Genomic DNA, 12566 nt, shown 5'->3' with positions numbered 1-12566 from the left:
CTGATAGCTCTATGGTTTGAAACCATCATCAGACACTATTCCGCCTTATTTGGTCCTGTAAAGCGAATGTCCTGTAAGTTAAAGCCGAGTTCAATGTCGCACTTTAAAGCCGCGACGCGTTTACATAAGCGTGCAGACTCAATGTGCTCGTCTAATTTTTTACGGTATTTCGGTGCAAGGTCTTCACTGGCGTAGGCTGCTTCAATATTCTCAAACTGAGTAAGAATCTCTTTCGCCGCTTTCGGTCCAATGCCCGGAACCCCTGGCACTTGACTAGAGCTGATCCCCGTTAACCCCCAATAATCGGCCAGTTGGCTCGGTTTTACGCCGAACTCTTTTTCGATAAACGGTTCATCTAACCAACGATGTTGGAAGTAATCACGGATCTGTAGGGTAGGAGAAAGCAGCTGACAGTAGCCTTTATCCGTAGAAACGATGGTGACTTTTTCACCATGACTGGCCACTTTAGTCGCGAGAGTCGCAACCAAGTCGTCCGCTTCATCGCCTTCAGAAAGCAATGAATCAATACCTTGTTCCCACCATGCTTGCTGAATCGCATCTAGACCTTGCATCAGTGGTTCCGGCATTGGTTTTCGATTTTGCTTATAGTCTGGGAGAATCTCAGCTCGCCACCCTCTGTCTTGTTCATGGTGATCGAAAACCGCGATGATGTGTGTCGGGTTGGCTTCTGACAGAATGCGAGTGAGGGTTCTTTGTGTCGTGGTGATGGTTCTTGCTATGTCGGTTGGATCCGGTTGTGCAGAGTGCACACGGCGGATCAGGTTTAGGGCATCAATAATAACAAGATGAATAGACATAATGACTTAGCAATAAAAAGGGGCGTAATGCCCCTAGTGTAACGAATGCTAGCCTGACTATCGACCACCAATTTCTGGGTGAGCGATGCGATAACACGGTTCGTAGTCTGAACCGCCAGGTAATTTCATTCGGTGTTGTTCGACAAAGTCCTGTAGTAACTTATCGAGCTTTTTCATTAGCACAGGATCACCGTGAATGGTGAAAGGGCCTCGACGTTCGATTTCTCGAATGCCTTCGGCTTTGACGTTACCAGCCACGATACCTGAGAAGGCTTGACGCAGGTTGGCCGCTAAGACTTGAGGTTCTTGATCTAAGCTTAAGTCCAATTGCTCCATCGACTCATGAGTTGGATCGAATGGTAACTGGAAGTTAGGCTCGATTTTTAATGACCAGTTAAAGCTATAAGCATCGCCTTTTTCTTTTCGGTGAAGGCGTACAGAGTCCATGGAGCGCTTCATGATACGTGCCACTTCTGCCGGATCGTCAATGACGATCTCGTAATGCTTTTGACCTTCTTCGCCAAGTGTATCGCGAACAAACTCGTCGATAGAGCGGAAGTACTCTTCACTCTCTTTTGGTCCAGTTAACACGATAGGCATTGGCTGATCGGCGTTGTCTGGATGCATCATAATGCCAAGAATATACAGCAACTCTTCTGCAGTACCCGGACCACCAGGGAAAATCACAATGCCATGCGCCATACGTACAAAGGCTTCCAAACGCTTTTCGATGTCTGGCATGATAACCAGCTCATTCACGATTGGGTTTGGTGGCTCGGCTGCAATAATCGAAGGTTCGGTTAAACCAAGATAACGTTGCTGAGTATAACGCTGCTTCGCATGTCCGATAGCGGCACCTTTCATTGGCCCTTCCATCGCACCAGGGCCACAACCCGTGCAGATATTAAGTTCACGCAAGCCAAGCTCGTTACCGACTTCACGTGTGTATTGATATTCCACGCCATTGATAGAGTGACCGCCCCAACATACGACGAGGTTTGGCTCGATACCTGGTGTGAGTGCTCTGGCATTACGCAGAATACCGAACACGAGGTTAGTGATGTGAATTGGGTTCGTCAGGTTGAGTCGTTGTGCGTCTGCTAAATGCATATTGACATAAACGATATCGCGTAACACGGAGAACAGATGCTCTTGGATACCTTTAATTATCTCGCCATCGACAAAGGCGTGCTCAGGTGGGTTAGTCAGCTCAAGCTTAATACCACGCTCGCGGCGCACTACGTTGACATCAAACGACTGGTGTTTATCGAGCAGCTCTTTCGAGTTATCGGTATGACTGCCGGAGTTCAACACCGCTAACGTGCAGTTGCGGTACAGTTGATAAAGTTCACTCGAGGCCGTGTTCTTTAAGCGCTCTACTTCTAATTGAGATAGCAAGTCCATGCTACCAGCGGGGCTTATATGGGTAATCATAACGCCTCCTTGTGTTGCATTATTTTGAGGGAAAGTACCAACTCACCTTTTTGGGTTATACGTATGGTTTGATGAAAGGCAGTTGGCCGATTTGGTTTTATGGTTATTGACTCCCAAGCAACCTCAAGATGGTACATTCGCGTTCTGTAAATGCATCATCTTGAAGTGACTTGGGTTTTTACAGCTTAGCAGACTGAAAGGGAAGAAATGTGATAACTCGTTGAAAATGGGTGGTTATAAAGCGTAAATTGCGCCAATTCTGGTTTGTTTGTTCGATTTTTGTACGAAGTCTAGCTCCAGTTAAGCTGATTTGTTCCACGTTTTTTAGCGTCCGCAAGCATCTTGCCGAGTCGATCGAGTACATACTCTGGCGTATCGGACTCTTTAAAAGAGGTCGACACAGCCGCTAGGGTGATCATGATATTTTGCTCACGGAACTTAAATGGTAATTGGCTAATATCACGCTGGATATGTTTAATGAGATCCAGTGTGTATTCTTCAGATTGTTCTGGAACGAGTAAAATAAACTCTTCGCCACCAAAGCGAGCTACCGTCTCAGTTTCTGATACGCGTTTATTAATGGTGCGAGCTATGATCTTCAACGCTTTATCACCAGCCGTATAGCCATAGCTGTCATTCACCGCTTTGAAGTTATCAACGTCAAACAACACTACACGCAGGTTCTGTTGAGAGCGAATCCAACGGCGATACTCTAGCTCTAGTCGATCATTAAATGCGGTGCGGTTATAGACTTTAGTCAGAGGGTCTAGCAACATGCGCTGAGCTTGGTCATCTAAGCGTCGACGATGATCTTGGGTGGTTTCAAACACGGCTTCGAGCTGGTTCTTACTGTAATTCAAACGCTCTTGCAGCGCTTGTTCTCGTTCTTCCGTCATTTTAAGTCGCTCTGTCAGCGACGCCATTTTCGCAAGTAACGGGGCGACTTCTTTTTTTACATCCGCTAGATCTTGAGCTTGGTCGAGGGATAGTTGACTCAATTCAACCAGACTGTTCATTTCTGTGTTGAGCTCTTGGCGGTGCTCAAAGTAGGTATGATGTTGGTCGACGTTCTGATGAACGGTTTTTAGGTTACTTGCGAGAGAAGTGTTCAGTTGATCAAGGAATTGGCTAGACGCTTCGCGCTCAAACTTGGTTGCTTCGACAACCAATTTCAGCGTTGAGAGCGTAAGCTCAATGAGAGACTCTGCACTCACGCCAAGAAGCAGCTTAGCCCGAATATCGAGCAATCGATCTCCCGTTTCTCCCTCAAAATCCAGCTCGGTGATGGTATGTTGTAGATCGCTGGCTAAGCACTCAAGTTGAGACTTATCAGGATTATTCTCAAACTCACTGAGATGCAAACGCGAGTTGGAAGTGATGATTTTCAGAGCGCGTTCGTAAATGCTCAGTAGCTTAGTGGCTTGATCGGCTTTATTGCTGGCATGAGCTTCTGAGAAACTCATTAAGTTCCGTAGTTCACGTTTTAACTGCGCAGGTAACCCTGTGACACGTTGGAGTGTTTCACCACTGTGTTTGATTTGTTCGTCTAGGTAGCCGTTCTGTTTGTCCATCGTCTTCGACTGCTGTTTGAGCATTCTCTCTAATACCGCTAAACGTGGGATAAGAGTACTGATATCTTTTTGATGTTGCAGCTCTTGTTGGATTTCAAACAGGTAATTGGATACCTGGGTATTCGAACCCTGGCAAGCTGAAGACAATGATGCCACAACGCGTTTAAGAACTTGTTGTTCACGTTTGAATTTGAGTGAAGTATCACGATGTGTCAGTCTGAGTTGGTCAAGTTGACAACTCAGCTGATGAAGCTGCGACTGAATATCGGATTCCAAGATTCCCATGAAGTGACTACGGTTAAGTCCATGTACTACTGACAATTATCCGATAATAACAAAAAACGTTATAGCGTCATTAGTTATTATGTCTAACAGGCGTTTAATTATCCATTTTTTAATATTTTCTTGATGTCGTCCTCATTCTTGTAGGACGAATGGATCTTAATCAGGCCTTGGCTAATGGCATGCTGACAGGCGGTTCTTATGTTACCCGTTGCAAAGCTCGCGGCGGGTGCGTTATCGATGGCTTTCAAGAAAACCCAGTGGCTTTGCTTATCCTTCAAGCTGACTTCTCGCGCAATGTGAGTCGCAAGCAGCAACAGATCGAGTAATTCCTCGTCGTTAATTGCAGTGTAGGCTCGTGGTAAGAACGGATAATCACTGATACCCATGCGAATAATGCGGTTGACGTTGTGCTGCTGAGCGAATTCATCCACCCAAGTCTGGAATTTCTCGAACATGACTTCGGCAGAAGCATCACGGTCAGCGTTCGGCTCGATATAGAGTAGGTTTGCATCGGAGAAATGGTAAAGACGCGACGGTTTTTCTATTTTTTCCGCAAGGAAGTCGCCAAATGCACGTTCTAGTTCTAGACCAGCCTTATAGCCGTTATGGACGTACATGCTTCGTAGGAATGGCAAGTCGATCATGACAAAGCGCAGGCGATCGTTAAGTGGCTCGTGGATCAATTCGCCCATTTGCCATTGCTCGAAAGTTTCGCTCGACTTTTTCAATGAGCGAGACAGCTTCACGTTCAGCATACGCAAGTTACGCAAACGGGAACGAGAGTGAGTGAAGAGATCATTACGCAGTTTTTCGATTTCACTTGCTTGGCGTTGCATGATCACGCCGCGGCGCATAATGAACAAAAACATCACCAATACAGTAATAAACAATGCGAATGAGATTTTCTGGAATTTGCGGTGTTCCCTTTCCACTTGCTCAAGGCGTTCCGATTGGCCGATATAGTGGATGGTTTGTTCAGCAAACTCTTTTTGTTGGCGGAATGCATCCTCACTGATTTGGTTGAGCTGTTTTTGCTCTAAACGCACAAGGTTGGTGTATTTCTTATAAGCCTGCAGAGAAAGTTGGTATTCGCCTGCCTGCTCGTAACCAAGCCCGAGTAAGCGGTAAGACTGCTGCTTAATGAAGTTGTTATTTTCAGGTGACTTTTCAGCAAGTGCTAACGCCAGCTTTGCATTGGTAATGACGTTTTTACTGTCGTTTTGATGATAAGCCAGGCCTGACTGAAGCAACGCTGCCTTTGCTTCAAGCTTAGGAATGTCAGTGTATTCTAAAAGCTCTTTAGAGCGGTCTAGGTATTGTTCAGCTAGCGCGTAGTTATAGAGTTGCAGATAGGTAGCCGCCAAGCTTAAGCGAATCTTAATGATCCGATTAATGTTCTTACTGGTGCTTTCATGGTCCAGCACGTTGAAGTAGTGCACCAAGGCAAGGTTAAACTTGCCTTGGTAAAAATAAATGTCACCCATTTGCTCAAGGACATCCGCTAGGATGGGAGAGCTAGGGTAGGAGTCATAGAAGTCTGCGGCTTGAGATAAGTATTCGATCGCTTTGTCGTAAACTCGACGCTCTTGGAAGAGTCTCGCCAACAGGCGATTAACTTTTGCTAACCTTGCGCCACTGTCACTCTCAATAGATTGCCAATAACCGTAAAGCAGTTCCGACAAAGCCAAATTGTATTTCTTGCTATTCAGATAAAACTCGCCGACGGCTGTGTAATAGTCGATCAAGGCTAAGTCAGATCGGCTGTCTTCAAGCATAGTTTTGGCTTGAGAATACAAACTTTCCGCTTTAATCAGATCGCCACTATGTGAAGCGAGGAGCGCTCTTTGCATCACTAATCGATAGCGAACGCTGTCGGTACGTTGCAATACCGCATCAGCTTCATCGAGTTGCTGCTCAATTTGGTTAAGCGTGTCTTCCGCTTTTGAGTAGTTTTTGTCGTACATCCAAATCATTTGGTTGCGCATCAGCTGGAGATCTAAATCCATGTACGGCAATTGATATTCTTGCGCTAAGCGCTCGGCTTTGTTTAGGTGTTCGATAGCCGAACGAACGTTACCCATGGCGTAGTCTGCCTGAGCGATAATCTTGTGTGCTTCGATGGTGCTGCTTGGTGTGCGAACGCTACGATCGGTCTCGTCACGAGACATCGCAGAAGGGCTGTCACTCTCTTTGCGTTCCGTTAGCTCACGTTGTGACAAGTAGTTGGTTGCCGCTTGTTTTGCTTGTGATGGCTCTATTTCCGCCAATTGTTGTGCTTCGTTGAGTAACGCGGACGATAAAATAGTCGCATGAAGCGGCTGTACAAACAGCAAGCAAAGAAAGCCAATCAACTTGAATAGACGCGAACTGTCCCAAAACATCCTTTCGTTCCCTCGAACTGTTTTTAGATATGGCGGATAACGGTAAAAGACCTCAACAAGCCCCTTAAATGCAGGTTGAAGCCATTTGATATAGTAACATGCTTGGACAATAAAAACGTCCGGTAACCCTTTAGATTACCGAACTTATTTCTGTCACTAACGTGATTACTGACGAGCCATGCGGTGGTTGTGATCTGGCTTGTCTTGTTCCGTTGAGCGGTACGGGTTGATGTCCAAGCCACCACGGCGCGTGTAGCGGGCGAATACGGTCAGTTTGCTTGGTTGGCAGTATTTCATTAGATCCGTAAAAATACGCTCAACACATTGTTCGTGAAATTCGTTGTGCTCGCGGAAAGATACCAAGTAACGCAGCAGTTTCTCGCGATCTATTTTCGCACCTTGGTAGCGAATTTCTACACTGCCCCAGTCGGGTTGATTGGTGATCAAACAGTTTGACTTCAATAGGTGGCTATGTAGGATTTCTTCCACTTGCTCTTCACCTGCTGCGCCTTCAAGCAAATCGGCATCAAAATCGTAACTGGTGATGTCAATGTCTTGGTCATCAATACATTCGCCTTCCATTGTCACAATAGGTTGATTGGTGTAGTGAGTAACCGGGTTCACCTCGACCAACACCTTTTCACCGGCACATTCAGATAGGTCTTGCGTTAAACGCTCTTCAACTTCTTCCCAGCTTGAAAAACGGGTTTGGTTGTAGCTGTTTAAGTACAGTTTGAAAGACTTCGACTCAATCAAGTTTGCACTGGTGGCTGGAATGTATACTTCGCCAACGGCCACTTGTGGTAAGCCTTTACTATTTAACCAAGAGAGCTCGTACAGCGTCCAAATGTCGTGGCCCATAAAAGGAAGGCTGTCGCCTAACTGAAGGTCATCTCGGTTTAGGCTACGAGGAACTGGTTGCAGCAAGCTTGGGTCGTATTGGTTCGCATACTCGGTCTTTTTACCTAATGTTAGGCCAGCAAGCTCTTTAGCGTCAGAATATTTGCTCATACTTTGTGGTCGTTTTCGATTAGAATGGCGAGAATTTTACTGAATCCGCTGGTCAATTGCCATCCGGCAAACACGGCTATCTGATAAATAAGGAATGAGGAGACCTTCATGACCCAAAACGTTACTCAGGCGTTACAAGAGTTCAGCCTGCGCTACCAACAAGCTTGGCAAGCTAAATATAATGAGTTGCCAAGCAGTGAAGAGCTTGCAGATCTTGTTTCTCCTTGTGTCGAAGAGAAGCGTGATGGAAAGGTGCTTTGGAAAGCGGTCGCACGTGATGAAATGGCCGATTTCACTAATGTGGAAAATGCTATTGAGTTGTCACTGCAAGATGATGTAAAAGCCTTTTATGGTTCTCAATACAGCGCCGATATGGAGGCAACTTGGCAAGGTAATTCGTTGACGCTACTGCAAGTGTGGAGCGATGATGATTTTGTGCGCCTACAAGAAAATATTCTTGGTCATTTGGTGACGCAACGTCGCCTGAAACTTAAACCAACGGTATTTATCGCGGCGACAGATGAGGAAATGGATGTGATCTCGATTTGTAACCTCACTGGTAATGTGATTTTAGAGCGTTTAGGTACGTCTAAACGTGATGTTCTGGCGGATTCATTGGCTGAGTTCTTGAGCAAGTTAGAGGCCACTGTCTAAATATGTACGTTGTTGAGTTGCAGTTTGAGTGTTTTGATAACACCACCGTCAGCGCGGTAGACAAAGCTATTAATGGCTTGATGGATGCGTTGCGTTATAACGGCCAAGTACTAGGCCGAGAATTCCCGATAGTGATGGGAGATGGCGAGTTTTATGTTCGTGTCGTTTGCCCAGAGCAAGACAGTTTGCATCCACGTTATCACTCAGATTTTGTCAAAGTGTGCATGAACCGTTTGTCAGACGCGTCTTTGCTTGCACCGAAAATGCGTATGCTTGGCCGTGATTTAAATTCAGAACAAGCCGCCGAAGAAGAGACACCTAGCTGGCAAGTGTTGTACACGACTTATGTTCATACGTGTTCGCCTTTGCGCAGTGGGGAAACGTTGTTGCCGATTCCTTTGTATCGCAATGAGCCGACGCTAAATGGTGACCATAAAGCCGTCATCAAATGGCAGACAGAATGGCAAGCGTGCGATGAAATCCAAATGGCTGGCGGGTGCCGCGCAGAGCATGCGGCGCTGCACGAGATTTGCGATGTAGACAGCGTGTTGTTCCGCCGCGGTTGGGATTTGCGAGGTCGTATCGAATACATCACCAAGGTTCCAACATACTATTACCAGTATCGCGTGGGCGGTCAGTCGCTGGAGAGCGAGAAAGCGCGCAAGTGCCCAAAATGCGGTGGAGAGTGGCTACTCGATGAGCCACTACATGACATATTTCATTTTAAGTGTGATGACTGCCGAATCGTGTCGAACATCTCTTGGGACCACCTTAAGTAGCGAATTGAAGTTACTTAAATGGGTGGATAGAGAAATAAAAAGGGCTGATGTTTTCACATCAGCCCTTTTATGTTCAGACTATTATTTTCAGTACGGTTTAGAAAAGTGGGATTACCAACCTTTCACTACGCCGCCTTTGAATAGCTCTTTTGCCGCTTCGTAAACTTCTTCCGTTTGGTAAGCTTTTACGAAGTTTTGTACGTTTTGCGCATTAACATTTTCTTCGCGAGCAACAATTAGGTTTACGTATGGTGAGTCTTTATCTTCAACAAACACACCGTCACGCTCTGGCGATAGGTCGATAGAGCTTGCGTAAGTGGTGTTGATGATAGATAGCGTTACGTCATCCAATGAACGTGGAAGTTGTGGCGCTTCTAACTCAATGATTTCGATATTTTTAGGGTTGCCTACGATGTCACGTACTGTAGCGAGTAGACCAACGCCATCACGTAGCGTAATCAACCCTTGTTGCTCAAGAAGCAGTAGTGAGCGACCTAGGTTGGTTGGATCGTTTGGAACCGCGATGCGCGCGCCATCTTGAATTTCATCCACTGATTTTACTTGCTTTGAGTAACCTGCGATTGGGTAAACAAACGAGTTACCTGCGATAGCCAGTTTGTAGCCGCGATCTTTAACTTGTTGATCTAGGTAAGGTTTGTGTTGGAAAGCGTTCGCGTCTACAGAGCCGTCATCTAGCGCAGCGTTTGGTGTTACGTAGTCCGTGAACGTAACCAGTTCAACGTCTAGGTTGTACTTTTCTTTCGCTACTTTTGCCGCTACTTCAGCAACTTGCGCTTCAGCACCTGCAATTACGCCAACTTTTACCTTGTTAACGTCCACTTCTTTATCGCCACAACCCGCTAGAACAAGAGCAGAAGCAGCGGTTGCTACAGTCAAAAGACCTTTAAGGCTAAATTTCATGTTTATCTCCTTATAATATGTATTTTCAATGCTTATCGGTGGTCTACACGGCGCACCACTGCGTCACCGATAGACTGAATAATTTGTACTAGAACAATCAACATCACAACGGTTACTGCCATGATAGTTACATCGTAGCGGTGGAAGCCGTATCGGATGGCTACGTCACCGAGGCCGCCGCCGCCAACCGTTCCTGCCATCGCAGAGTAGCTCACTAATGTCACTAGAGTAATCGTCACTGAGTTAACAATAGTCGGCATTGCTTCTGGTAGGAGAACTTTTGTGATGATTTGCGTTGGTGTTGCGCCCATGGATTGCGCAGCCTCAACCAAGCCAGTTGGTACTTCCAGCAATGCCCCTTCAATGAGACGAGCGACAAACGGAATCGCACCAATAGTCAGCGGAACGATTGCCGCAGTTGTACCAATGAAAGTGCCCACTAACATCTTAGTTACTGGAATGATCGCAACCATCAAAACAAGGAAAGGAACTGAGCGCCCAACGTTAACCACTGCACCAAGAATTCCGTTCAGTTTGGTGTTTTCTAGCAAGCCGCCTTTCTTAGTAATATGCAGAATCACCCCCAATGGAATGCCGACCGCAAAACCCACTACGCCAGCAACCGCGACCATATAGATGGTTTCCCACGTAGCACCTAAAAGTAGTTTGCTGTTTAAACTTAGCCATTCAAAAATCGTATTAAAGGACATAACCAAGTACCTCTACTTTTACGTTGTGCTCGCGCAGATATTCAATTGCTGCACTGTCGTCTTGTTCATTACCAAACAGCTCTGCGACCATCATGCCGAACTTAACGCCGCCGGCGTAATCAAGATCGGAACTCAGAATGCTGACGTCGATGTTGTACTTACGCGAAATCTGCGACATCAACGGTGCATCTACGGTTGCGCCAGTAAATTCCATACGGACAAGAGGGTAGCTGCCTTCAACACGCTCTGCTTGCAGACGTGCTTGGTAATCTTCAGGAATGGATAGATCCAGCGTTGAGCGAATGAATTGGTGCGCCAGCTCCGTTTTAGGGTGCGCGAAAATATCGCCAACGGTGCCTTTCTCCACCAACTCACCACCACCGATGATCGCCACTTCGTGACAGATGCTTTTTACCACTTCCATTTCGTGGGTAATCAGTAGAATCGTGATGTTGAGTTTGCGGTTGATCTCTTTCAATAGCTCAAGGATAGATTGAGTCGTTGCAGGATCCAGTGCGCTAGTGGCTTCGTCACACAGTAGTACGCTTGGATCGGATGCCAATGCGCGAGCAATCGCCACACGTTGTTTTTGACCGCCACTTAGGTTGGACGGATAGCTTTCGTGTTTGTCGGCTAAGCCAACAAGTTTTAGTAACTCAGTGACTTTTGTTGTGATTTGCGATTTGTCTTTGCCTGCCAGTTCCAGTGGTAGCGCCACGTTATCAAACACAGTACGAGACGAGAGCAGATTAAAATGCTGAAAGATCATGCCGATGTTACGGCGCGTTTCGACCAACTGCTTTTTGCTGAGTTTTGTTAAATCAATGCCATCAACGATGATGGAGCCAGATGTTGGTGCTTCTAACATGTTTACGCAGCGGATCAGCGTACTTTTACCAGCACCAGATGAACCGATAACACCGAAGATGGTGCCCTTGGCGATGTGTAGGTTAATGTCTTTCAGGGCAAGGATTTCCTTACTGCCTTGGTAGAACACTTTATTGACGTTTTTTATTTCTATCATGTTTCAACCTGCCCAAAGATACGGGGAACTTCGCTGTCAAAAACGGCCTTTGACAGAACTTAATGTTGAGCTTTATCTCACTTCTCAGTTGATGCTATGGGTTAACCAGAATGAAGTCAATAGATATTTTTACGTCTAGACGTCTAAATGTATGGATGTTCTGTTTTGAAGAGAATGAGGAGTAAGTTACGAGGAGAAGATAAGTGGAGAGCCCCCTCAGAATTACCGATTCTTGCCCAACAAATCAACTGTTTTGTCGAGGCCTAGAATGAATTAGATAGTGTTGAAGTTTATAAGGTATGTAATAATCTGATTAAACCGAGTTAATAGAGAAATACGTTTTGGCAAAACCTGCTGTTTTTATCGATCGTGATGGCGTGATAAACGTTGACCACGGCTACGTTCATGACGAACATGATTTTGAGTACATTGATGGTGTGTTTGAAGCGACGAAAGCGCTGAAAGATCAAGGTTACCTCTTAGTGCTAGTGACGAATCAATCGGGCATCGCACGTGGTAAATTCAGTGAAGACCGTTTCTTGTCTCTGACTCAATGGATGGACTGGAACTTTGTTGATCATGGTGTTGAGTTTGATGGTATCTACTACTGTCCACATCACCCTGAACATGGCATTGGCGATTACAAGCAGGATTGTGATTGCCGCAAGCCTAAACCTGGTATGTTTATCTCTGCGCGTGATTTCTTGAAAATCGACATGGAAAAATCTGTGATGATTGGTGATAAAGCCGAAGACATGATGGCAGCAGAAGCCGCGGGCGTTGGCACCAAGATTTTGGTGCGCACAGGTAAGCCTGTTACTGAGCAAGGTGAAGCATTAGCAACGGTTGTGCTTGATAGTGTTGCTGACGTGCCTGCATATTTAAAGAAATAATCTGCACAATTCGCATATTTAAGGGAAGCGTTTGCTTCCCTTTTCTCTTATTACTGTTAAAGTTCAGTCACCTAAGCATTCATCC

At 45.9% G+C, this 12566-nt stretch carries 11 protein-coding genes; 3 read left to right on the top strand and 8 right to left on the bottom strand.

The annotated features are described in order from the left end of the window. Positions 1-35: 35 nt before the first annotated feature. The 5 genes from xni to queF form a co-directional block, all read right to left on the bottom strand. The gene (xni, locus tag F7Y48_RS04035) at positions 36-818 is read right to left on the bottom strand and encodes a flap endonuclease Xni (RefSeq protein ID WP_005391374.1); all 783 of its coding nucleotides are present in this window, start codon (positions 816-818) and stop codon (positions 36-38) included. A 57-nt stretch (positions 819-875) separates the two neighbouring features. Then, on the bottom strand, positions 876-2252 hold the full coding sequence (gene ppnN, locus F7Y48_RS04030) for a nucleotide 5'-monophosphate nucleosidase PpnN (RefSeq protein WP_005391372.1): 1377 nt from the start codon (positions 2250-2252) through the stop codon (positions 876-878). A gap of 290 nt (positions 2253-2542) precedes the next feature. Beyond that, complete coding sequence (locus F7Y48_RS04025) at positions 2543-4108, bottom strand: sensor domain-containing diguanylate cyclase (RefSeq protein WP_006743207.1); 1566 nt, start codon at positions 4106-4108, stop codon at positions 2543-2545. A 98-nt stretch (positions 4109-4206) separates the two neighbouring features. Next, entirely contained in the window at positions 4207-6489 is a 2283-nt protein-coding gene (locus tag F7Y48_RS04020) for a tetratricopeptide repeat protein (RefSeq protein WP_005391368.1), read from the bottom strand. 165 nt (positions 6490-6654) lie between these two features. Further along, positions 6655-7500 carry an NADPH-dependent 7-cyano-7-deazaguanine reductase QueF gene (gene queF / locus F7Y48_RS04015; protein WP_104971358.1) on the bottom strand — a complete coding sequence of 282 codons (846 nt, stop codon included), beginning with the start codon at positions 7498-7500 and terminating at the stop codon, positions 6655-6657. Between the two features lie 108 nt (positions 7501-7608). Here queF and syd point away from each other — a divergent pair, with 108 nt between their 5' ends. Together syd and F7Y48_RS04005 are read left to right on the top strand one after the other, a co-directional pair. Beyond that, positions 7609-8154, top strand: coding sequence for a SecY-interacting protein (gene syd / locus F7Y48_RS04010; RefSeq protein WP_124008585.1), 546 nt, complete (start codon positions 7609-7611; stop codon positions 8152-8154). A gap of 2 nt (positions 8155-8156) precedes the next feature. Continuing rightward, positions 8157-8933: a Zn-ribbon-containing protein gene (locus tag F7Y48_RS04005; RefSeq protein ID WP_048626099.1), complete on the top strand. Its 777-nt coding sequence runs from the start codon at positions 8157-8159 to the stop codon at positions 8931-8933. A gap of 111 nt (positions 8934-9044) precedes the next feature. Here the strand turns inward: F7Y48_RS04005 and F7Y48_RS04000 are convergent, their stop codons facing one another. The 3 genes from F7Y48_RS04000 to metN are packed head-to-tail and all read right to left on the bottom strand — an operon-like array spanning position 9045 to position 11588. Beyond that, positions 9045-9854 (bottom strand): MetQ/NlpA family lipoprotein, encoded by an 810-nt coding sequence (locus F7Y48_RS04000; RefSeq protein ID WP_258508404.1) that lies wholly within the window; start codon positions 9852-9854, stop codon positions 9045-9047. A 32-nt stretch (positions 9855-9886) separates the two neighbouring features. Then, positions 9887-10564 carry a methionine ABC transporter permease gene (locus F7Y48_RS03995; RefSeq protein WP_258508406.1) on the bottom strand — a complete coding sequence of 226 codons (678 nt, stop codon included), beginning with the start codon at positions 10562-10564 and terminating at the stop codon, positions 9887-9889. Beyond that, positions 10554-11588: a methionine ABC transporter ATP-binding protein MetN gene (gene metN, locus F7Y48_RS03990; RefSeq protein ID WP_316681440.1), complete on the bottom strand. Its 1035-nt coding sequence runs from the start codon at positions 11586-11588 to the stop codon at positions 10554-10556. Before metN ends, F7Y48_RS03995 begins: the two co-directional genes overlap by 11 nt. Positions 11589-11929: 341 nt before the next feature. Here metN and gmhB point away from each other — a divergent pair, with 341 nt between their 5' ends. Beyond that, positions 11930-12481 (top strand): D-glycero-beta-D-manno-heptose 1,7-bisphosphate 7-phosphatase, encoded by a 552-nt coding sequence (gmhB, locus tag F7Y48_RS03985; RefSeq protein ID WP_048626100.1) that lies wholly within the window; start codon positions 11930-11932, stop codon positions 12479-12481. Positions 12482-12566 lie beyond the last annotated feature (85 nt).

The sequence above is a fragment of the Vibrio sp. 2-1-2a genome (assembly GCF_032648565.1).
In the GTDB taxonomy this organism is placed as follows: domain Bacteria; phylum Pseudomonadota; class Gammaproteobacteria; order Enterobacterales; family Vibrionaceae; genus Vibrio; species Vibrio diabolicus.
The sequence above is the reverse complement of the archived record's forward strand: the minus strand, read 5'-3'. Positions and strand labels throughout refer to the sequence as shown.

Excerpts from the sequence above, each read along its gene's own strand:
- xni (WP_005391374.1), bottom strand. The coding sequence starts at position 818 with ATGTCTATTCATCTTGTTATTATTGATGCCCTAAACCTGATCCGCCGT.
- F7Y48_RS04020 (WP_005391368.1), bottom strand. The coding sequence starts at position 6,489 with ATGTTTTGGGACAGTTCGCGTCTATTCAAGTTGATTGGCTTTCTTTGC.
- ppnN (WP_005391372.1), bottom strand. The coding sequence starts at position 2,252 with ATGATTACCCATATAAGCCCCGCTGGTAGCATGGACTTGCTATCTCAA.
- metN (WP_316681440.1), bottom strand. The coding sequence starts at position 11,588 with ATGATAGAAATAAAAAACGTCAATAAAGTGTTCTACCAAGGCAGTAAG.
- F7Y48_RS04005 (WP_048626099.1), top strand. The coding sequence starts at position 8,157 with ATGTACGTTGTTGAGTTGCAGTTTGAGTGTTTTGATAACACCACCGTC.
- queF (WP_104971358.1), bottom strand. The coding sequence starts at position 7,500 with ATGAGCAAATATTCTGACGCTAAAGAGCTTGCTGGCCTAACATTAGGT.
- F7Y48_RS03995 (WP_258508406.1), bottom strand. The coding sequence starts at position 10,564 with ATGTCCTTTAATACGATTTTTGAATGGCTAAGTTTAAACAGCAAACTA.
- F7Y48_RS04000 (WP_258508404.1), bottom strand. The coding sequence starts at position 9,854 with ATGAAATTTAGCCTTAAAGGTCTTTTGACTGTAGCAACCGCTGCTTCT.
- syd (WP_124008585.1), top strand. The coding sequence starts at position 7,609 with ATGACCCAAAACGTTACTCAGGCGTTACAAGAGTTCAGCCTGCGCTAC.
- F7Y48_RS04025 (WP_006743207.1), bottom strand. The coding sequence starts at position 4,108 with ATGGGAATCTTGGAATCCGATATTCAGTCGCAGCTTCATCAGCTGAGT.